The organism is Streptomyces clavifer, from assembly GCF_036345975.1.
In the GTDB taxonomy this organism is placed as follows: domain Bacteria; phylum Actinomycetota; class Actinomycetes; order Streptomycetales; family Streptomycetaceae; genus Streptomyces; species Streptomyces clavifer.
This window is the reverse complement of the sequence record NZ_CP107793.1, coordinates 6,179,812-6,200,183: the sequence shown is the minus strand read 5'-3', so window position 1 is coordinate 6,200,183 and position 20,372 is coordinate 6,179,812. Positions and strand designations below refer to the sequence as shown.

At 71.2% G+C, this 20,372-nt stretch carries 20 protein-coding genes; 6 read left to right on the top strand and 14 right to left on the bottom strand.

Annotation, left to right across the window (positions count from 1 at the left end; translation table 11 throughout):
• Positions 1–44: 44 nt before the first annotated feature.
• Positions 45–464 carry an ATP-binding protein gene (locus tag OG927_RS26910; RefSeq protein ID WP_124280730.1) on the bottom strand — a complete coding sequence of 140 codons (420 nt, stop codon included), beginning with the start codon at positions 462–464 and terminating at the stop codon, positions 45–47.
• A gap of 241 nt (positions 465–705) precedes the next feature.
• Between OG927_RS26910 and OG927_RS26905 the strand changes: the two genes are divergently transcribed.
• On the top strand, positions 706–1,104 hold the full coding sequence (locus OG927_RS26905) for a ribonuclease domain-containing protein (RefSeq protein WP_124280731.1): 399 nt from the start codon (positions 706–708) through the stop codon (positions 1,102–1,104).
• 94 nt (positions 1,105–1,198) lie between these two features.
• Positions 1,199–1,588, top strand: coding sequence for a barstar family protein (locus OG927_RS26900; protein ID WP_124280732.1), 390 nt, complete (start codon positions 1,199–1,201; stop codon positions 1,586–1,588).
• A gap of 21 nt (positions 1,589–1,609) precedes the next feature.
• Here the strand turns inward: OG927_RS26900 and OG927_RS26895 are convergent, their stop codons facing one another.
• Together OG927_RS26895 and OG927_RS26890 are read right to left on the bottom strand one after the other, a co-directional pair.
• Complete coding sequence (locus OG927_RS26895; protein WP_056792042.1) at positions 1,610–3,352, bottom strand: pyruvate dehydrogenase; 1,743 nt, start codon at positions 3,350–3,352, stop codon at positions 1,610–1,612.
• Positions 3,353–3,432: 80 nt separating this feature from the next.
• Positions 3,433–4,992: a protein phosphatase 2C domain-containing protein gene (locus OG927_RS26890; protein ID WP_330320909.1), complete on the bottom strand. Its 1,560-nt coding sequence runs from the start codon at positions 4,990–4,992 to the stop codon at positions 3,433–3,435.
• 367 nt (positions 4,993–5,359) lie between these two features.
• On the opposite strand from OG927_RS26890, the gene OG927_RS26885 reads away from it, so the two are divergent.
• Entirely contained in the window at positions 5,360–6,346 is a 987-nt protein-coding gene (locus OG927_RS26885) for a helix-turn-helix domain-containing protein (protein ID WP_056792040.1), read from the top strand.
• A gap of 75 nt (positions 6,347–6,421) precedes the next feature.
• Complete coding sequence (locus tag OG927_RS26880; protein WP_209469440.1) at positions 6,422–6,904, top strand: DUF456 domain-containing protein; 483 nt, start codon at positions 6,422–6,424, stop codon at positions 6,902–6,904.
• Positions 6,905–6,987: 83 nt separating this feature from the next.
• Here the strand turns inward: OG927_RS26880 and OG927_RS26875 are convergent, their stop codons facing one another.
• The 3 genes from OG927_RS26875 to OG927_RS26865 form a co-directional block, all read right to left on the bottom strand.
• Positions 6,988–8,376, bottom strand: coding sequence for a DNA-3-methyladenine glycosylase 2 family protein (locus OG927_RS26875; RefSeq protein ID WP_330320908.1), 1,389 nt, complete (start codon positions 8,374–8,376; stop codon positions 6,988–6,990).
• Between the two features lie 69 nt (positions 8,377–8,445).
• Positions 8,446–9,597 (bottom strand): ribosome small subunit-dependent GTPase A, encoded by a 1,152-nt coding sequence (gene rsgA, locus OG927_RS26870; protein WP_056792033.1) that lies wholly within the window; start codon positions 9,595–9,597, stop codon positions 8,446–8,448.
• Between the two features lie 234 nt (positions 9,598–9,831).
• A complete protein-coding gene (locus tag OG927_RS26865) occupies positions 9,832–10,029 on the bottom strand; it encodes a hypothetical protein (RefSeq protein ID WP_124280736.1) in 198 nt (65 codons plus the stop codon).
• 373 nt (positions 10,030–10,402) lie between these two features.
• Between OG927_RS26865 and OG927_RS26860 the strand changes: the two genes are divergently transcribed.
• Positions 10,403–11,413 (top strand): alpha/beta fold hydrolase, encoded by a 1,011-nt coding sequence (locus tag OG927_RS26860; RefSeq protein WP_330320907.1) that lies wholly within the window; start codon positions 10,403–10,405, stop codon positions 11,411–11,413.
• A 100-nt stretch (positions 11,414–11,513) separates the two neighbouring features.
• Here OG927_RS26860 and OG927_RS26855 read toward each other — a convergent pair whose 3' ends face one another.
• From OG927_RS26855 to OG927_RS26840, 4 genes are all read right to left on the bottom strand, one after another.
• Positions 11,514–11,864 (bottom strand): hypothetical protein, encoded by a 351-nt coding sequence (locus OG927_RS26855; RefSeq protein ID WP_056792025.1) that lies wholly within the window; start codon positions 11,862–11,864, stop codon positions 11,514–11,516.
• Positions 11,865–11,965: 101 nt separating this feature from the next.
• The gene (locus tag OG927_RS26850; RefSeq protein ID WP_056792023.1) at positions 11,966–12,241 is read right to left on the bottom strand and encodes a hypothetical protein; all 276 of its coding nucleotides are present in this window, start codon (positions 12,239–12,241) and stop codon (positions 11,966–11,968) included.
• Between the two features lie 356 nt (positions 12,242–12,597).
• The gene (locus OG927_RS26845; protein WP_056792021.1) at positions 12,598–12,870 is read right to left on the bottom strand and encodes a hypothetical protein; all 273 of its coding nucleotides are present in this window, start codon (positions 12,868–12,870) and stop codon (positions 12,598–12,600) included.
• Positions 12,871–13,429: 559 nt separating this feature from the next.
• Positions 13,430–14,116: a hypothetical protein gene (locus OG927_RS26840; protein ID WP_330320906.1), complete on the bottom strand. Its 687-nt coding sequence runs from the start codon at positions 14,114–14,116 to the stop codon at positions 13,430–13,432.
• 445 nt (positions 14,117–14,561) lie between these two features.
• On the opposite strand from OG927_RS26840, the gene OG927_RS26835 reads away from it, so the two are divergent.
• Entirely contained in the window at positions 14,562–15,371 is an 810-nt protein-coding gene (locus tag OG927_RS26835) for a chaplin (RefSeq protein WP_330320905.1), read from the top strand.
• Between the two features lie 68 nt (positions 15,372–15,439).
• Here OG927_RS26835 and OG927_RS26830 read toward each other — a convergent pair whose 3' ends face one another.
• Genes OG927_RS26830 through OG927_RS26815 form a run of 4 tightly spaced genes read right to left on the bottom strand, consistent with a single transcriptional unit; the run spans position 15,440 to position 20,310 of the window.
• Positions 15,440–16,375, bottom strand: coding sequence for a dihydrodipicolinate synthase family protein (locus tag OG927_RS26830; RefSeq protein WP_330320904.1), 936 nt, complete (start codon positions 16,373–16,375; stop codon positions 15,440–15,442).
• Positions 16,372–17,391: an ABC transporter ATP-binding protein gene (locus OG927_RS26825; RefSeq protein WP_330320903.1), complete on the bottom strand. Its 1,020-nt coding sequence runs from the start codon at positions 17,389–17,391 to the stop codon at positions 16,372–16,374. The genes OG927_RS26830 and OG927_RS26825 overlap by 4 nt, the downstream gene beginning before the upstream one ends.
• Positions 17,388–19,358: a dipeptide/oligopeptide/nickel ABC transporter permease/ATP-binding protein gene (locus OG927_RS26820; protein WP_330320902.1), complete on the bottom strand. Its 1,971-nt coding sequence runs from the start codon at positions 19,356–19,358 to the stop codon at positions 17,388–17,390. The genes OG927_RS26825 and OG927_RS26820 overlap by 4 nt, the downstream gene beginning before the upstream one ends.
• A 1-nt stretch (position 19,359) precedes the next feature.
• Positions 19,360–20,310, bottom strand: a complete 951-nt coding sequence (locus OG927_RS26815; protein ID WP_056792006.1) for an ABC transporter permease — start codon at positions 20,308–20,310, stop codon at positions 19,360–19,362.
• Between the last annotated feature and the right edge of the window lie 62 nt (positions 20,311–20,372).

Sequence of the window (20,372 nt, the reverse complement as noted above, 5' to 3'; positions counted from 1 at the left end):
GCGTACAGCGGTCCGGCTGAGCGGCGTGAGCCGCGAGCCGGGCGTCAGGCCCTCCCGCCGTTCAGCTCGAACCAGACCACCTTGCCCAGCGCCTGTGCCGTGACCCCCCAGGAGTCCGCCAGGCTCTGCACGAGGAGGAGCCCTCTGCCGTGCGTACCGTCGTCGGCGTTGGGTACGTACGGCGCGGGCTCCTGCCCCGCCACGAAGTCGCGCACCTCCACGCGTAATCGCGCGGGAGCCGCCGTCACCGTGACCACGGCCCCGTTCCGCGTGTGGATCAGTGCGTTCGTCACCAGCTCGCTCAGCAGGAGCTCCGCCACATCGGTCTCCTCGGGGCGCGAGCGGTGGCGGAGGAAATCCCTCAGCGCACCGCGCACTTCCCCCACACCGGACAGATCGGTGTGGCCGAGTCTGCGGTGCAGCCGGACCGGCTCGCTCTCCTGACGCTTCTGCCGCTTCGTCATGTCCCCCGCATGCACCGTGAATCGGCCTCCTTGATTCCGTCATGTGTCGAACACCGTCACGGGATGCATGCCCCACTGACGGGCGGTCACCCTTTTTCCGGCACCAACAGGTGAACATGCACCCGTCCAACACCCCTGGCGTGTCAGTCGAGTTGTGTATCCATGAGCACGGTTGACTCGCCAAAGATTCACACGGGTCGGCGTTGACGGAAGGGTATCTACGCGCGTCATCATGGTGGGCATGCGAATCCCCCCACGGATCACCACGCTCGGCGGCGTCGCCGCCCTTCTGTCCGTCCTCTTCGTCGCCGGCCCCGTCACGGCGACGGCGGCGACCGCTCCCTCGACCGCCGCCGTCGGCAGCATCTGCTACTCGGCGCTGCCGGCGCAGGCGCACGACACCCTCGATCTCATCGACGCGGGCGGCCCCTTCCCGTTCGACCAGGACGGCACCGTCTTCCAGAACCGGGAGGGCGTCCTGCCGAGCCGGGGTGCGGGCTACTACCACGAGTACACGGTCATCACGCCGGGCTCCGACACGCGCGGAGCCCGCCGGATCGTGACGGGTGACGAGGTCCGGGAGGACTACTACACCGCGGACCACTACGAGTCCTTCGACCTGGTCGACCACGGCTGCTGATCCGCACCACCCCGGTCCGGTCCGCGCCGCAGCCCCCCACCTGCGGCGCGGATCACCGGACGGGCGTCGGGAGAGACGCTTGTACCCTCCGAGCATGACCGTGATCTATGTGATCGACGGCTCCGAGGTCACCGGCCTGGAGCGCTTCTGGGAGGTGGTCGGCGAGGCCGTGAACGGTCCCGGCGGCTATTTCGGACGCAATCTCGACGCCTTCGCCGACTGCCTGAGCGGTGGCATGGGCACCCCGGACGATGCCGACTTCGTCATCGAGTGGCGCGACCATGCCGCGTCCGCAGGCGCGTTGGGCCATGAGGAGACCGCCCGCCACCTGCGCCGCACCCTGGACCGGGCGCACGCCACCGGCAGGGAGCGGGTGCGGGCCGAGCTGGCCGAGGCGCTGGCCGGCCGGGGGCCGACGCTCTTCGACCAGCTGGTGCAGATCATCACCGAGCGCACCGCGCCCGGGACCCTGCGCCTGAGGTGACCGCTCCTCGCCGGGCCCGCCTCAGGGGCGAGGGACGTTGCGGAGGTTGGAGCGCGCCATCTGGAGCATCCGCCCCACGCCTCCGTCCAGCACGATCTTGCTGGCGGACAGGGCGAAGCCGGTGACCATGTCGGCGCTGATCTTCGGCGGAATGGACAGCGCGTTCGGGTCGGTGACCACATCGACGAGTGCGGGCCCCTTGTGCTTGAAGGCGTCCTTGAGGGCGCCCTCCAGTTGTTTGGGCTTCTCCACCCGCACACCGTAGGCTCCGGCGGCCCGGGCGACCGCCGCGAAGTCCGGGTTCTTGTAGGTCGTGCCGAACGAGGGCAGGCCCGCCACCAGCATCTCCAGCTCGACCATGCCGAGCGAGGAGTTGTTGAACAGGACGACCTTCACCGGGAGGTTGTACTGGACGAGCGTGAGGAAGTCGCCCATCAGCATGGTGAATCCGCCGTCGCCGGACATCGACACGACCTGCCGGTTCCGGTCGGTGAACTGGGCCCCGATCGCCTGCGGCAGTGCGTTGGCCATGGAGCCGTGGCTGAACGAACCGATCACCCTCCGCCTGCCGTTCGGCGTGAGGTAGCGGGCGGCCCACACGTTGCACATGCCGGTGTCGACGGTGAACACCGCGTCGTCGTCCGCGAGTTCGTCGAGCACGGCGGCGACGTACTCGGGATGGATCGGCACGTGCTTCTCGACCTTGCGGGTGTACGCCTTGACCACGCCCTCCAGCGCGTCGGCGTGCTTCTTCAGCATCCGGTCGAGGAACTTGCGGTCGGTCTTGGCCCGCACCCTGGGTGTCAGGGCCCGCAGCGTCTCGCGCACATCGCCCCAGACCGCCAGATCGAGCTTGGACCGCCGCCCCAGGTGCTCGGGCCGCACATCGACCTGGACGATCTTCACGTCGGTCGGCAGGAACGCGTTGTACGGGAAGTCGGTGCCCAGCAGGATCAGCAGATCGCACTCGTTGGTGGCCTCGTAGGCGGCACCGTAGCCGAGCAGACCGCTCATGCCGACGTCGTACGGGTTGTCGTACTGGATCCATTCCTTGCCGCGCAGCGCGTGGCCGACCGGCGCCTTCACGCGCTCGGCGAAGGCCATCACCTCGGCATGCGCGCCGGCCGTTCCGCTGCCGCAGAACAACGTCACCCGTTTGGCCTCGTCGACCATCCGGCAGAGCTTCTCGATCTCCTCGTCGCCGGGCTTCACGGAGGGCCGCGAGGTGACCAGGGCGTGCTCGATGGACTTCTCGGGGGCCTGCTGGGAGGCGATGTCGCCGGGCATCGAGACGACGCTGACGCCGCCGCGGCCGATCGCGTGCTGGATGGCCGTCTGGAGCAGCCGCGGCATCTGCTGCGGGTTGGAGATCATCTCGTTGTAGTGGCTGCACTCCTGGAAGAGCAGTTCGGGATGGGTCTCCTGGAAGTAGCCGAGGCCGATCTCGCTCGACGGGATGTGCGACGCGAGGGCCAGCACGGGGGCCATCGAGCGGTGGGCGTCGTAGAGGCCGTTGATGAGGTGGAGATTGCCCGGGCCGCAGGATCCGGCGCAGACGGCCAGGCTCCCGGTGATCTGGGCCTCCGCACCGGCCGCGAAGGCGGCGGTCTCCTCGTGCCTGACCTGGATCCACTCGACGGCTGCGTTCCGCCGGACGGCGTCGACGACGGGGTTCAGGCTGTCGCCGACGACGCCGTACAGCCGCTTGACCCCCGCCCGCACGAGAATGTCGACGAACTGTTCCGACACGTTCTGCTTGGCCATGGGTGCGCACCCTCTCTGTGTGTGCTCCGTGCACATGCGGCTGCCCCGCTACGGAGTCCATCAACCCATGGTGTGCGCGGTTACGCCTCCCAGACCGCGGCGCTCGTGCGGTCGTCGGCGTACCCCTTGATCCTGAGCTGGGTGTCGGCCAGGTAGGCGGGCAGGCCCGGCGGGCCCGTGGCCCAGCGTCGGGCGAGCTCCTCGGCGAGAACGGGCTCGCCGCGCATCGGTCCGGCCAGTCCGCTGCCGCAGAGCAGCAGCGTGTCCCCGGCGCGGGCGACCGAGGCACGGAACCGGAAGGGCTCGGCGGGCGGCTGCGCGGGCTCCGCGGTGTACGGGGGCGGGGGTGTGGTGATCTGCAGATCCATCGTCAGCCTGTCCCCGCCCGGGCCCTCTTCGTCGGCCGTTGCGCCGGACGGCTCCGGGACGCGTGGTTCGAGGTCCTGCCAGACGCCGTCGCGGAGCCGGAAGAGGCCGCCGGCACCCATGCCGAAGAAGACCCGGGTGCGGCACTCCGGATCGGCGGGGAGGAGCAGACAGCGCAGCGCGGCGGTGTACGCGGTCGGTTCGAGGCCCAGTTCGGACGCGCGGGCGCGCAGCCTGCCGCTGGTGCGGTCGGTGAGGCGGTGCAGCCCCGATCTGAGGTCTCCCCGGCGGCCCACCCTTATGTCGTCGGAGAGCCTGGTGTGGCTGCGGGCGACCGCACCGCCGATCCAGCGGCAGGCGTCGGCGGCGGCGAGGTGCGCGTGGCCCGAGGCCCTGGCTCCCCCGGCCACCGCGACCAGGATCAGTGCGTCGTCACCGGTACCGAAACGCGCGGTGAGCAGGGCGTCACGGCGGGGCTCACCGCGGAAGCGCGCCGAGTCGCCGCGCACGGAGGCCGCCCGCAGCGTGTACGTGCCGTAGCGGGCCCCGTCCAGCACGGTGTCGGGGACGAGTCCGCCGATGTCGTCCGGGCCGGAGACCGGCAGCGCGGCGGGGTCGGCGTCGTACGTCGGCGGCCGGTCCCCGAGGTGGCCGACGACCGGGCGCGGCGGCTCGCCCTCCGGGGACACGTACGGGAATCCTGCGGGGGCCGGCGGCTCGGGCGGCGGCTCCGGATTCAGCGGCACCGCGAAGGTACGGGGCCCCGCCGGTCCGGACGGGGCCTCCCAGGGCGCGGGAACGGCCAGGGTGCGCGGCGGCGACGGGGCCGGGGGTACGGGGGGCGTGGAGCGCGCGGACGGCGCCGGGGATCGCTCCGGCGCGGAGGGCGCGGGCACAGGCTCCGGAGGGACCGGGGGCACAAAGGGCTGCTCCGGCGCGGAGCGTGCCGCGGGCGGCGCGCGGAATCGCTCCGGGGCGAATGGGGTCGAAGGTGCGGAAGGGGCAGGGGGTGGAGCCGGGGCCGCAGGTGCGCCACCCGGCGTGTCCCGTACTGCCGATCCCGGCCCGGGTGTGCGCGGGTCGGGCACCGGTACCGCCGTGACCGGGTGGTCCTGAGGGCCGGGCGGCCCGCTCACCGCGTCCGAGGCGGAGTCGAAGCGGTCGTCGAGACTGTCGGGCGCGCTGCTCGGGCCCGTGTCCGGCGCGGTGTCGTCGTACAGCCTGCGCCACCAGTCGTCCTCGTGGGCGGCGGGCTTCTCCCCCTGCTGACTCATGCCCATATTGTCCACCGCACAGGCCGCGCGAAAACGGGTCATCAGGAAAAGAGGCCCGGAAGTGAAGCCCGGGCGGGGGCGCGAGAAGGGTCCGCCGGGTGTCCCCACCCCCCACGGGAAGGTCACCCGGCGGCCCGGTCGGAATGCCCCGCGCGATGCCGGACGCATCGCCGTCCTCGGGCGATTGCGGCACAGAGCAGTACAAGCCGTTCGTAGGGAGCGGTAGTTGGTTCCGCTGTAACGCCACACTGGCAGAGTGCCTGCTGGTACGGGGCAGGATGACCCGGCGGATGAGCGCCGTGGCAGATTCCCGCCACGGCCGACGGGCGCAGCGATGTGCGATCACCACTCCGGGGAGGGCCCGAGGATGCTGGCAGCGATAGGTCTCGACGAGAGACAGGAAGCGGCCTACCGCGCGCTGGTGGCGGCGGGAGCGGCGGAACTCTCCGATCTCGCACGCCGGCTGGCGCTGCCCGAGGCGGACACCGAGCGGGCGCTGCGCCGGCTGGAGCAGCAGGGGCTTGCGGCCCAGTCCTCGTCCCGGGCGGGCCGCTGGGTCGCGGCGCCTCCCGGAGTCGCTCTGGGTGCGCTGCTGACGCAGCAGCGGCACGAGCTGGAGCAGGCCGAGCTGGCGTCGGTGCTGCTCGCCGAGGAGTACCGGGCGGAGGCTGCCGTCCCCGCGGTGCACGACCTGGTGGAGGTGGTGACCGGTGCGCGTGCCGTGGCCCACCGGTTCCACCAGCTGCAGCTGGGCGCCACCTCGGAGGTCTGCGCGCTGGTCACGGGCAAACCGATCGCGGTCACCGGCATGGAGAACGAGTCCGAGGAGCGCGCGACGATGCGCGGGGTGTCCTACCGGGTGGTCGTCGAGCGGGACGTGCTCTCGCTGCCGTCCGGGATCGTGGAGCTCTCGGCCGCGCTGAGCCGTGACGAGCAGTGCCGGGTGATCGACCGGGTGCCGACGAAACTGGTGGTCGCCGACGCGTCGCTCGCCCTGGTGCCGCTGACCGGACGGGGCGCCGAGCCCTCGGCTCTCGTCGTCCACGCCAGCGGGCTGCTGGAGTCGCTGATGGGGCTCTTCGAGGCCGTGTGGCGGGATTCGATGCCGTTGCGGCTGGGCGAGGGCGGCATCCGGGAGGAGGACGGCCCCGGGCCGGATGCGACCGATCTGGAGATCCTTTCGCTGCTGCTGGCGGGTCTGACCGACGCGAGCGTGGCGAAGCAGCTGGAGCTGGGGCTGCGGACGGTCCAGCGGCGGGTGAAGGGGCTGATGGAGCTGACCGGGGTCTCCACCCGTCTGCAGCTGGGCTGGCACGCCTACGAACGGGGCTGGGTGGCCCGCGCCCCGCGCTGACCGCACCGCGCCTTCCCTGGTCCTGCCCGTGGGCCCTGACGGGCAGGACCGGACGGACTCCGGCAGGCTGGTCGAATGAGTGTGTGGCAGCTCGTCGCTGTCGGGGCGGTGATGCTGCTCGGCCTGGTGGGCGTACTGGTGCCGGGCGTACCCGGCCGGGCGATCGTCTGGGCGGCGGTGCTGTGGTGGGCGTTGACGGACACGACGGCGGTCGCCTGGGGCGTCCTGATCGGGGCGACGTGCCTGATGCTGCTGAACCAGGCCCTGAAGGCGACGCTGCCCTCGCGCCGTCCGCGCGAGGCGGGGGCCCCGCGGAGGACGTTGGTGCTCGGCGGGCTCGCCGCGATCGCCGGCTTCTTCGTGGTCCCGGTGGTGGGCGGGATCCTGGGGTACGTGGGTGCGATCTACGGCGCCGAGCGGCTGCGGCTGGGCAGCCACGGGGCGGGCTGGGCCTCACTGAAGTCGGTGATGCGGACGACGGGCCACTCGGTGCTCCTGGAGCTCTACTGCTGCCTGATGGTGGCGGGGGCGTGGCTGGGCGCCGTGATCTGGGGCTGACCGTGGCGGGGCTCCTCACCGGGACCGACGACCTCGGCCGGCGTTGCGGCGAGGAGGTCGTCCGCATCCACCCGCCGGGGGATTCACGGCCGGGAACCCGACGCACCCTCCCGGGCGGACCACCCCGCGAGCTCGCGATGGCGCACGGCGTACGAGCGCCAGGGCCGCAGACCCTGGACGGCCGGCGTCCCGTACGGATCCACATCGGGGTCCCCCAGCGCCCGCATGCGGATCAGGGCTGCGGTCCGCGGTCCGGTGCCGGGCAGTCTCAGCAGCTCCTGCTCCGCCTCGTCCCGGTCGGCCCCGGCGTCCAGCCGTACCGTGCCGTCGGCCAGTGCGCCCGCGAGCGCACGCAGCGCGGGGTCGTCGACGCCGGCCAGCACGCCCGGCTCCGGAAAGACATGGGTGAGCCCCCCGCACGGCACGTCCAGGACCTTCCCGTACCGCTCGACCAGCTCACCGGCGGCCTCGGTGCCGACCAGGGCGCGCACGGCGAACTCCGCCGGGTCCGCCGAGCCCGGAGAGCGCAGCCCGGGGGTCGCAGCGACGAGCGGTGCCAGGCGCGGGTCCGCGCCCAGTGCCTCGTCGACGGCGTACGGATCGGCGTCCAGGTCGAGAAGGCGGCGCAGGCGCTGCACGGCGGTCGTCAGGTCGCGCAGGTCCGTCAGGTCGATCCGGGCCTCCAGCCAGGGCCCCGCGGACCTCTCGTCGACGGACACGGTGCCCGTGCCGTACGGCAGCCGCAGGGTGCGCCGGTAGGTACGGGCACCGGGGTCGCCGATCATCTCCTCGGTCCGGGCCACCGCCTCGGCCCCGAGGAGGTCGAACACCTCCCGGGCGGCGTACGGGCCGCGGTGGGCGAGCCGGAGCGGAATGCCGGCCCTGCGCCCTTCGCGTGCCGACGCCCCCAGGCCCGTCGCGGCCTCGGCGCGCAGGGCACTGGGGGTACGGGCGTAGATCTGCCGGATCGTCTCGTTGAACTGGCGCACACTCGCGAATCCGGACGCGAAGGCGATCTCGGTGACCGGCAGGTCCGTGGTCTGCAGCAGGACCCGCGCGGTGTGGGCGCGCTGGGCGCGCGCGAGGGCGACCGGACCGGCGCCCAGCTCGGCGGTGAGCTGACGCTGCACCTGACGGGCGCTGTAGCCGAGCCGGCCGGCCAGGCCCGGGACGCCCTCGCGGTCCACCACGCCGTCACCGATCATGCGGACGGCGCGTCCGACGACATCGGCACGGACGTTCCAGTCGGCGGAGCCGGGCACGGCGTCCGGGCGGCATCGTCTGCACGCCCGGAAGCCGTTGCCCTGCGCCGCGGCCGCGGTGGGGTAGAACCGCACGTTCTGCCGCTTGGGGGTGACGGCGGGGCAGCTCGGCCGGCAGTAGATGCCGGTGGTCGCGACGGCGAAGAAGAACTCTCCGTCGAAGCGCGCGTCGCGGCTGCTCACCGCCTCGTACCTGGTCCGCTCATCCATCACAGGTCCAGTGTGCGCCGCCCCCGGCGGCGCACACTCGCGGATTTCGGACAGGGAGCCCGCCGGGCGCTACCGCATCCGGCCCTGCTTGACCGCCATGGCCGCCCGGCCCTCCGCTCCCCTGCGCTTCCATTCACGCAGGGTCTCGGTGCGCAGCCGGGCGTCGGTCTTCGCCGCGATGCGATGGTTCTCGCGGAGCAGCTTGCGGTAGCTCTCCAGACGTCGCACGGGCAGCGTCCCGTCCTCGATGGCGCCGAGAACGGCGCAGCCCGGCTCGGCCTCGTGGGCGCAGTCGTGGAAGCGGCACTGCTGCGCCAAGTCCTCGATCTCGGAGAAGACCTGGCCGACGCCCGCCTCCGCGTCCCACAGGCCGACCCCGCGCAGTCCCGGGGTGTCGATCAGCGTGCCGCCGCCGGGCAGGACGAGGAGGTTGCGCGTCGTGGTGGTGTGCCGGCCCTTGCCGTCCACGTCGCGCGCGGCCCGCACATCCATCACGTCCTCGCCGAGCAGGGTGTTGGCGAGGGTCGACTTGCCCGCGCCGGAGAGCCCGAGGAGCACACTCGTGCCACCGGCGACGATGGCCCCGAACACGTCGGTCCCCTCACCGGTGGCGGAGCTCACGGGCAGCACCTGCACGCCGGGGGCGATGCCTTCGATGTCGTCGACCAGATGGGACAGCGTGGTCACGTCGGGGACCAGATCGGCCTTGGTGAGCAGGACGAGCGGGTGTGCCTCGTACCGGTCGGCCTGCGTACCGTCGCCGAGCAGTGCGGCGCCGGCGGTGCTGGACATCGCCAGCGCGAGGAAACGCTCCAGGCGCCCGAGGTCCAGCTCGGCGGCGAGCGAGACGCAGATGACGATGTGATCGATGTTGGTGGCGAGCACCTGCCCCTCCGAGCGCTGCGACGACGTCGAGCGTACGAACGCGGTGCGCCGGGGCAGGAGCGTACGGACGAACTGCGGGTCACCGTCGGGATCGACGGCCACCCAGTCGCCGGTGCAGACGATCCGCATCGGATCGCGGGGCACGACGAACGCGGTGTCCGCCCTGACTGTGCCGTCCGGGGTGACCACGTCGCACTGCCCGCGGTCCACGCGCACCACACGGCCGGGCAGGAGTCCCTGCTCGGCATACGGGGCGAAGGCGGCAGCCCAGTCGTCGTCCCAGCCGTACGGGGCCAGCGGGTGCGACGGGGAACTACCGGGAATGGGGAAAGACAAGGGAAACCCTTCACAAGGGTGGCCCCGGCAACGCGCGTTCGAGCGCGGAGAGAGAAGGTCGGGTCAGCCGGCGGCCACAGGAGTGGGAACGATGCTCTTCGTGTGGGCGGTGCCCATCGCAACGACCGTCATCAATGTCCTCACCTCTCCTGTATCCGGCGTTCTCGTGCTCGTGCTCGGCCACACCATAGCCCGCGGGCGCCGGGCAGCGTTAAGGGTTTTCCGGTCCCTCCGTCAGCCGCGGCCGCCCAGGACCTCGCCGGAGGTGCGCGCCCCGGGGACGAGGACGCTCCTGGAGTGAGGGCGGGGCGCGGGACGCGGCATCCGCTCCGGGCCCTCGGCCGCCTCCCGCCATTCGGCGAGCAGCCGGTCGTAGATGGGCGTATCGGATTCCGGGCGCCAGGAGGGGGCGGGGCTGTCGTGCTGGTCCATGGAGATGCAGTACCCGAAGCCCGCGAGACCGTATCGGCTGTTGCGCCGACCGGCCCAAGCCTCCGGGCCCGTGCGGGCGCACCGGACCCTGCCGCCGGGACGGACCGCGGCCGCCGGGCAGCCGGACGCCCCGCCGCATACGTGAGTTCGGACAGGACAGCCCCGTCGGTCCGGACAAGTCCGTTCGCGCACCGCCCTGTTGGCCCTCCGCCACGGGCCACACCCCTGCCCGCGGGACGCCGCCCATGACACGGACGGACTACAGAACAAATATCCCCGACACGCCCACCATGGGTGGAACGGCGCGAAGCGGGGAGCAGGGGGAGGATCGTGAGATTAGGTCTCATACTTGTCTCACTCCTCTGGGGGCACCATGCGCTCTGACATCGGCACCGCACAGGACACATCCGCGGCAGATCCCGGGCCCGGTCCGATGCCGCCGGCCACCGCACGGGTGGAAGAACGGACGCTCACCTTCGAGGGGTTCGCGTACCACTGCCGCATCGTCCACCAGGATCACCCGCGGACCGAGCCACTGATCCTGCTGGGTGGTTCCTCACAGAACCGGTACGCGTGGCTGCGCCACGAGAAGTGGCTGGCCGAGTACTGCACGACGGTCACCGTGGACCTGCCGGGCTACGGCACGGCGGACTTCCTGCCCGTCGTCCACGGCATCGACTTCCTCGCCGCCAACGTGCGCCACCTACTCGGGGAGTTGGCCATGCCCCGCGTCAACCTCGTCGGCAGCTGCTTCGGCGGGGCCATCGCTCTGCGCTTCGCCCAGCAGCACCCCGCATACGTGGCCAGGCTCGGACTGGTCGGCATGACCCGGGTGATCCCGGACGACTACGCCGACTCCGTACCCCGCTGGACGCGGATGCTGGAGCAGGGCGACAGGGCCGGGATCGCCGGCGAACTGGTCGAGCGGTTCATGTCACCGGCCGGTACCGGCGCGGTCCGCAAGCACGCGGTCGTCTCCCGGCTGCTCCTGCGGCAGTTCATGGCGCAGTCCGAGGACGAGCTCCGGATGTCGGTGGAGCACAACGCGCGGCTGATGAGTCACGACTGGTACCGGAACGAGCCGGTACCGGCCGTCCCGTCCCTGGTGTTCACCGGCGAGCACGACACGCTCTGCACACCCGCCATGGGACGCGCCGTCGCCGCCTCACTGCCCGCGGCGAGCTTCACCACCATCAAGGAGGCCGACCACCTGGCCCCGGTGGAACGGATGGAGGAGTTCTCCGACCTGATCATCAGGTTCTGCACGCAGCAGCCGCTGGTCGGACTGCCGTACTGCAACCAGGTCGAGACGCTGGGCACCGCCGTGCGGCGCCCCGCCGTCCCCGCGCCGACCGGTGGGAGCCAGGCGGCGTCGGTCCGGTGAGGGCCGCACCTGAACGCGCGTGAACAGACCAATGGCCGGGCCCGGTTGATTCGGGTCCGGCCATTCGTCCATTCACACGTACCGGGCCCTCGGCCCGGACTCAGTACCCGACGGTGGGAGCGACGAAGCCCTCCGGCGCGGGGGCCGAGTTGGCGCAGTCGACGGCGGGGCCGACATCCGTCGTCCCTCGCTGCCCCACGCCGGCCCCAGTAGGCTGCTGGACCGTCTCACGGGCCGTCGTGGTGCATTCCTGCGTCTGGTTGAGGTGGTACGTGCCGTCCTCGCTGGTGTACGAGGTCTCCGTCTTCTCGACGCAGACGACGTTGCCGTACGCGTCCGGCGTGCAGTCGCCCTGCGCCCCTCCGGCGTACGCCTGAGTGACACCCAGCCCCGTCAGGGCAAGGCCCCCCATGAGCATGGAGGCGACTGCGATCTTCTTCCGACTGAACATGTGCTGCGTTCCTCCGCACTAAGAAAACGGGCCCGGCCACCGGGCGCATGGCTCGGAAACCGGGACCCGCTCTCAGGTACTTGCTCGAACTACCAGGTCACTCAGAAGGCGTCGTTGCTGCAGTCCAGCGTCGAGCCCAGCTTGGTGCTCTGGGCACCGGCGTCGCCCTCGCCGTTCAGCAGGTTGGACGCGACGCCGTTCAGGATGCCGACGTTGCCGAGAACATCGACGTTGGCGTCGTGCGAGGTGCAGACCGAGCTCTGCGTGACGTCGATGTCCGGTCCACCGTGGCCACCGGCGGAGGCGGTGCCGGCACCGATGAAGCCGACGCTGCCGAGCATGGCGACGACGACGGCAGCCTTCTGGAGCTTGCGCATTTTTTCTCCGTTTTCGCATATCGACACGCTCCGTGCTGGAGCGTGTACCAACAGTGACGATCTTAGGGTGGAACAACCGCAACCACCAACGAGGCGCAGGGTTTTGGCGGCGATGACAACCATTCGGCCGAGCGCTCGCCCCTCCGTGCGCCCGACCCGGTGATCCAGGCACCGGAACGGCAGGCCACATCGGGTGCGGCACCGCGCGCCAGGACAGCGCGCGACATCAGGGGCAGCGCCGCCGCACCGGGGCGGTGCACCACGCCGGGCACGGCGCCGGCACAGCAAGACGGCGGGCCACCCCCGAGGGGGCGGCCCGCCGCTGTGGTGCTCTAAAGGGTCAACTGCTCACCGACTCAGAAAGCGTCGTTGCTGCAGTCCATCGTGGAGCCGAGCTTGGTGCTCTGGGCACCCGGGTCACCCTCGCCGTTGAGCGCGTTGCCCAGCAGGCCGTTGAGGATGCCGACGTTGCCGAGAATGTCGACGTTCAGGTCGTGGGACTTACAGGTGGTGCTCTGCGTCACGTCCACGCTCGGGCCGTCGTCACCAGCGAAGGCGGTGCCGGCACCGATGAAGCCGAGGCTGCCGAGCATGGCGACCACGACGCCAGCCTTCTGAAGCTTGCGCATTTTTTCTCCGTTTGCTCATTCGACACAGTCCGTTGTGGACCGTGTTCGTACAGTTACAGGATGTTAGTGGAGAATGTCCGTCGAGTCACAGCGCCACGACGCGTGTTCGGCACGGTGGTCACGGGTCACGAGGTGCGCAACGCCTCAGTCCCCTTACAGGGCAAGGAATTTGCGGGTTTCGAGGACCAGGGCGCACCCCGGGCGAATACACCCGTTCAGCCCACTTGGGAAGCGCGTCGCTGCTGAATGTGCCACGAGCGGGCTCCACACCCGAGACACAAAAGACCCCCGCCGCCGGGGGAGGAACCCGGGGGCGGGGGTGCGCGGGGCAAGAGGTCAGCGGCAGTGACCTCTCCCGCTTCACTGCGGTTTCTCAGGAGCACTCACCAGCCGGACCCATCCAGGTATTCGATATTACTATCGGCCTGAATGCCAACTGAGCGAAATGCAGTCAGCCAGCCCGCACGTCGGCGCTATTCCCGTCACCCAGAAAGGCGCTTCGAATTCAGCGCGCGACGCACAAGCAAATGTCTGGTGCTAGTCCCCGTCAGGCTTTCGCTCAGCCCAGGGTCGGGGCGAGCCCCTCGACAGGCGCCTCGACGAGAGCCTGCGCGCCCACCGGAGCCTCATCCTGAATGGGCGTCAGCAGGTAGGCCTGCGTCTTGACGGGCGCGGACGAACCCTGCTCCTGGGCCGGGGCCTGCTGGGGAGCCTGCTCCTGGACCGGGGCCTGCTCCTGGACCGGGGCCTGGGCGGGGGCCTGGACCGGAGCCGCAGCCGGAGCCTGCGCGGGGGCCTGGACCGGAGCCGCAGCCGGCGCCTCGGCCGGAGCCTGCGCGGGGGCCTGGACCGGCGCTGCAGCCGGAGCCTGCGCGGGAGCCTGAGCCGGAGCCTGGACCGGAGCAGCGGCCGGCGCCTCGGCCGGAGCCTGGACCGGGGCCGCAGCCGGGGCCTGCGCCGGAGCCTGAGCCGGGGCCTCGGCCGGAGCCGCAGCGGGGGCCGCGTTGGCGTCGATGACCGTCGTGTTCGTGTTCGCCTGAGTGTTCCACTCGTAGTTGGTGGAGCAGTCCATCTTGCTGCTCGAGGTCGAGGCGACCGGGAGGTTCAGGGCTTCCAGGCTGAAGCAGGACAGGATTTGCCCGTTGTTCTCGAACTTGGGACCGTCGTCGGCCTGAGCCGCGGCCGCCCCGATGACCACCAGGGCCACGGCTGACAGGGAGACAACGGCAGTTCGCTTTCCGAACACGGAGATACCTTTCATTTGCTGGCGTGAATTCATTCGACGGAAACTGCTGGTAAGTCGAATTCTTCGCGACTGTACAACGTCCCAGCGATTTCCTACGTACCACGACAATGAACGACATGGATTCGGATGGGTAATGCCGCTGAACGAGTGACGGGGTCCACGCCTGGCCGTACACAAGTACGGAAGCGCATGCCGAGGCGCATCCGCCGGCGACTGCGGCGAACACGGTGGCACGCGTGCACGTAACCCGTTCGGAGGATTCCTCGATTCGCGGCGTTTTCCGAGTTTCCCCGAAGCGGCCCGCTCGTTATGACTGTCGTCCAGCGCACTGGAGATGACGATCCGCCGAGGCCATGACCTCACACAGCAACGGCACCACTCGTCACACACACGCGTCACTTGCGGGTGCACCACCCGCATAGAAATGTTGAGGAAGGCCCATTCAATGCGTCACGTGTTGAACAAAAGCATGATCGTCATGGCAGCGGCGTCCGGCATCCTGACCACTGTCGGCGGGTATGCCCACGCCGACTCCTCCGCCGAGGGCGCCGCCGTCAACTCGCCGGGCGTCGCCTCGGGCAACGTCGCCCAGGTGCCGGTGCACGTCCCGGTCAACGCCTGCGGCAACACCGTCAACGCGGCCGCCCTGCTGAACCCCTCCTTCGGCAACGAATGCGCGAACGTCGGATCCGGCAAGGGCCACGAGAAGGGGCAGGACGCCGAACGCAGCGACCGTCACGGCGACAGCCGCAGCCTCGACAGCGACGGCAAGAACGAGGATGCCTACGCGGAGCCCAGCGACCGCGGTCTCGACGCCCCGAGCGCCAACAGTTACGACGACGCCTACCAGGGCTACGGCGGAGCGCACGCCGAGGGCGTGGCCAGCAACTCCCCCGGCGTGCTCTCCGGCAACCTGATCCAGGCACCGGTGCACGTCCCGGTCAACGCCTGCGGCAACAGCGTCAATGTGATCGGTGCGCTCAACGCGGCCTCCGACAACGAGTGCTACAACGAGAGCGGCCCGGTCGCGCCGCCGGTCGACGAGCCGCCGGTCGACGAGCCCCCGACCAAGGCCAAGCCGCCGGCCGAGAAGCCCCCCGTCAGTGAGACCCCGGCCGCCCCCGCGCCGAACGTCCCCGTCGAGCAGCTGGCGCACACCGGTGCCGGTGAGATCGGCATGGCCGCCGGTGCGAGCGCGGCTCTGCTGCTCGGCGGAGCGGTGCTCATGCGCCGTACCCGCGGTTCGCGCAACTAGTCGCGGTACTTACGGAGAGGGCCGCCCGGCAGCACCTGACGCTGCCGGGCGGCCCTCTCTTCGTGTCCCTACGTGCGGGAAAGTCCGGCACGGTCCAGGTGGGCCGCGATCCTGGCCGTCTCGGCCGCGTCCAGCCGGCGCATCGGGGGGCTCATCACGTTCGTCGCGATGATGCCACGCAGCATCAGGGCCGTCTTGAACGCGCCCAGGCCGGCCGCGGTGGCCGACGCCGTGCCCGGTGCGGCCGCTCCGACGATGTCGAACAGGGCCACCAGCCGGTCCTGCTCGGCCTTCGCTGCGGCCCAGTCGCCGCGCACCGCCGCCTCGTGCAGCCGCACGTAGCCGTGCGGGTCGACGTTGCCCAGGCCGGGGACCGAACCGTCGGCCCCGCTCAGCATCATCGCGTCGACGACCAGCTCATGGCCGGTGAGCACCGCGAACCCCGGGATACCACGTGCGCCGATGGCCAGCCGGCGGAACGAACCGTCGTCCCCGCTGGAGTCCTTGACCCCTGCCAGCACACCGTCGGCGGCGAGCGGCAGCAGCAGTTCCGGGTCGAGCTTGCTGTGGACGCAGACCGGTACGTCGTACGCGAGGAGCGGCAGTTCGACCGCGTCGGCGATGTCCCTGAAGTGGCGGTCGATCTCGGTGGCATGGGTGCGCGTGTAGAACGGTGCGGTGACGACCACGGCGTCGGCGCCGAGAGCCGCTGCGGCGCGGCCCCGCTCGATGGCACGGTTGGTGGTGGTTTCGATGGCTCCGACCAGCACCGGCACCTGGCCACCCGAGGCCGCGGTGATCACCTTGATGACCTCGTCCTGCTGCCCCGGTGTCAGGTAGGCGGTCTCACCCGAGCTGCCGAGGGCGAAGAGGCCGCTGACGCCCCCGTCGAGGAGGTGGCCGACGACCCGCTCCAGGGAGGGGCGGTCGAGTTCGCCGTCCGCGGTGAGCGGGGTGACGACGGGCGGGATCACACCCGAGTACGGGGCGGTGCGGGTGGTCATGCGGTGCTCCTTGCGGACGGTACGGAGGTCGTGTCCCCCGCGGGGGACACGGAGGGGGACGTGACGGGCTGGGGGTGGACGCAGTGCCACCGGTGTTCGCCGGCCGCGGAGGTCTCGGCGGGGAACGCCGTCGCACAGGCGTCGTCCGCCTTCCAGCAGCGGGTGCTGAACGGGCAGCCGGGCGGCGGGTTCGTGGCCGAGGGCACCGGACCGGTGAGCACGATGCGCTCGGTGGTCTCCAGCAGGCTGGGCGTCGCGGAGAGGAGCGCCTCGGTGTACGGGTGACGGGGGGTGCCCGCCACATCGGCCGCCCGGCCCTCCTCGACGATGCGGCCCAGGTAGAGCACGGCGATGCGGTCGGCGAGGTAGCGCACGGTCTGGATGTCGTGCGAGATGAACACCATGCCGAGGCCCAGGCGGTCGCGCAGGTCGACGAGGAGGTTGAGCACCTGGGCGCGTACGGAGACGTCGAGCGCCGAGGTCGGTTCGTCGGCGACGATCAGCTCCGGCTCCAGGGCCAGGGCCCGCGCGATGGCGACGCGCTGGCGCTGGCCGCCGGAGAGCTGTCCGGGCAGGGCCTCCAGGGTGTGGCCGGGCAGTCCGACCAGGTCGAGCAGCTCCTCGACGCGTGCCTCGCGCTGCTCGCGGGTGCCGCGCCGGTGCACGTCCAGCGGGTCGCGCAGGATCTGACGGACGGTGAGCCGGGGGTTGACGGCGGTGGACGGGTCCTGGAAGACGACGCCGACCGCGGAGCCGAAGTCGTCGCGGCGCCGGGCCGCCGACATCTCCCAGAGGTCGCGGCCGTGGAAGCGGACCTCTCCCTCGGTGGGCTTCTGCAGACCGGTGAGGACACGGGCGAGGGTGGACTTGCCGCAGCCCGACTCCCCCACCAGGCCGACGATCTCGCCGCGCCGGACCTCCAGGGTGGCGTCGGTGAGCGCGTGCACGGCGTCGCGGCGGAACACGCCGCCGCTGCGTGCCTTGTGGCGTACGTGGACGCCGTCGAGCCTGATCACAGGGCGCTCCCTTCGAGCTGTGCGGTGGCCTCGGAGGGGTGGTGGCAGGCGAAGCCGTGGTCCTGCGTGGTGCCGCGTTCCGCGAGTGCCGGTGTGGTGCTGCGGCACAGCTCGGTCGCGGCGGCGCAGCGTGAGGCGAAGCGGCAGCCCGCTCCGAAGCCCTGGGGTGCCGGGACGACCCCCCTGATCTGGTGCAGTCGGTCGGCGCCCGCCTCCAGGGAGACGACGGAGCCGAGGAGGCCCCGGCTGTAGTGGTGGGCGGGGTCGGTGAGGACGGACCGGGTGTCGCCGACCTCGGCGAGGCGGCCCGCGTACATCACGGCCACCCGGTGCGAGAGGTCGCCGACCAGGGCGAGGTCGTGGGAGACCAGGACCATGGCGAAGCCCAGCTCGTCGCGGAGCCGGATGAGGAGCTCGACGACCTGGGCCTGGACGGTGACGTCGAGGGCGGTGGTCGGTTCGTCGGCGATCAGCAGCCGGGGGCTGCGGGAGAGTGCCATGGCGATGAGGACGCGCTGGCGCTGACCGCCGGAGAGCTCGTGCGGGTAGCTGCGCAGGGTGCGTTCGGGTGAGAGGCCGACGAGGTCGAGCAGTTCGGCCGGGGTCTTCGTACCGCCGCGCGAGGTCAGCTGCCTGAGCTGGGTCCCGACGAGTACGGAGGGGTTGAGCGAGGAGAGCGCGTCCTGGTAGACCATCGCGATCTCGGGGCCCATCAAGGCGCGGCGCTCCTTCGGCGGGAGCTCGAGGAGGTTCCGGCCCTGGTAGAGGATCTCGCCGCTGACCTCGGCGTTGCGGGCGAGGAGCCCCATGACGGCGAGGCTGGTGATGGACTTGCCGCAGCCGGACTCGCCGACCAGGCCGAGTGTTTCGCCCTCGTGGACGGTGAAGTCCAGCGAGTCGACGACGGGGATGTCGCCGTAGCGGTCGGGGAAGCGGATCGCCAGGTCGCGCACGACGAGGAGTTCGGCGGCGTCCTCGGGTACCGGGGTGACGGCGGGCCCGGTGGCGTTGATGTGCCGGGCGAGCTCGGCGAGGGCGGCGTCGACGTCCACGGTGGAGGCGGCCTCGACGGGGTCCGGTGCCGTGGTCCTGGTGGTGTCGACGGCGGCGCGGGCGCTCTTGGGCGCGGCGGAGGCGTCGGTGAGCCCTTCGGAGAGGATGTTGAGGGCGAGGACCGTGATCAGGAGGGCCAGGCCGGGGAAGAACGTGGCCCACCAGCCGCCGGCGAGGAGGATCTGCCGGCCGTAGGCGAGGACGCTGCCCCAGCTGGGGTCGGGGTCCTGCACTCCGGCTCCGATGAAGGAGAGGCTGGCCTCGAAGATGATCGCCTCGGCGACCATGACGGTGGCGAACACCATGACCGGTGCCATGCAGTTGACGGCGACGTGACGGATCACGATGTAGCCGCGCCGGGCGCCGATGACCTTCTCGGCGGCCACGTAGTCCTCGCCGTACTGGGAGAGCACGTTGGCGCGTACGACGCGGGCGAGTGACGGGGTGTAGACGAAGGCGATGGTGAAGATGATCACCGGAACGCTGGTGCCGAAGACCGCGACGAGGACGGCTGCCAGGGCGATCGGCGGGAACGACATCACGATGTCGAGGGTGCGCATGACGGACTCGTCGCCGAGCTTGCGCGAGGTGGCGGCGAGCGAGCCGAGGACGGCGCCGGCGACCAGGGCCACGGCGGTCGCGCCGAGGCCGATGACCAGCGAGTAGCGCGAGCCGTGGACGACGCGGGCGAACACGTCGCGGCCCGCCCGGTCGGTGCCGAACCAGTGTTCGGCGCCGGGGGGCTGCACGGGGGTGCCGGTGGTCAGCGGGTCCTGGGTGAGCAGCGGGGCGAGGACGGCGCCGAGGAGGACGACGACCAGGACGCCGAGTGCGACGCGGGAGGTGGCCGGGAGGGCGCGGAAGGCGATGCCCGGTCGGGAGAGTGTGGTGGCCAGACGGCCCGTGGCGAACATGTCACACCGTCCTGATGCGCGGGTTGACGAGCAGATAGAGCAGGTCGACGACGACATTGACCACCAGGAAGGCGATGGCGATGGTCAGTACGGTGCCCTGGACCAGGGCGACGTCGCCGCCGGTGACACCTTCGAGGATGAGCTTTCCCATGCCGGGCAGGTCGAAGATGGCCTCGATGACCACGGCGCCGCTGAGCAGGTAGCCGACTTTGACGCCGAGCACCGTGAGCGGGGTGACGAGCGCGTTGCGGAGCACCGAGCGGACCACGAGGAACACCGGCAGGCCGTTGCCGCGGGCGGTGCGGACGTAGTCGCGGTCGAGCTCGGCGACCATCGACGTCCGTACGAGGCGGGCGAGCGAGGCCGCGACGGGCACCGCGAGCGAGAAGGCGGGCAGGGCCATGGTGGTGAGCCAGCCGCTGAACGAGTCGGCGGGGTTGGTGTATCCGCCGGTCGGGAAGATGCGGACGTTCAGCGCGAACTGCTGGATGAGCAGGACGCCCAGCCAGAAGGACGGGATGGCGACCCCGGCCATGGAGAACACCCGGAACAGCTGGTCGGGCCAGCGGTCGCGGTACATCGCGCCCAGGACGCCGGAGACGACGGCGAGGACGACCGCGAGGAGCAGGCCGAGGAAGGTCAGCTGGAGGGTGAGCGGGAAGGCGGCGGTGATGCGGTCGATGACGGGCTGGCTGGGCGGGACGGTCATCCCGAGGTCGAAGTGGAGGAGCTGGCCGAGGAAGTCGAAGTACCGCACGGGCAGCGGGTCGTTGAGCCCGTTGGCCTCGGCGAAGGCCGCTCGGGCCTCGGGGGTGGCGCTCTCCCCGAGCGCGTTGAAGGCCGGGTCGACCGGCGAGAACTGGAGCACCACGAAGACCAGCAGCGCGATACCGAGGATCATCACCGGCATCATCGCGACGCGGCGCAGCGCGAGCCGGAGAAAAGCAACCATCGTCGGGTTCCTTGCGATTGGGCGGACGGCGGGTCCGGGCCGCCGGGAGGGCGGCGGCCCGG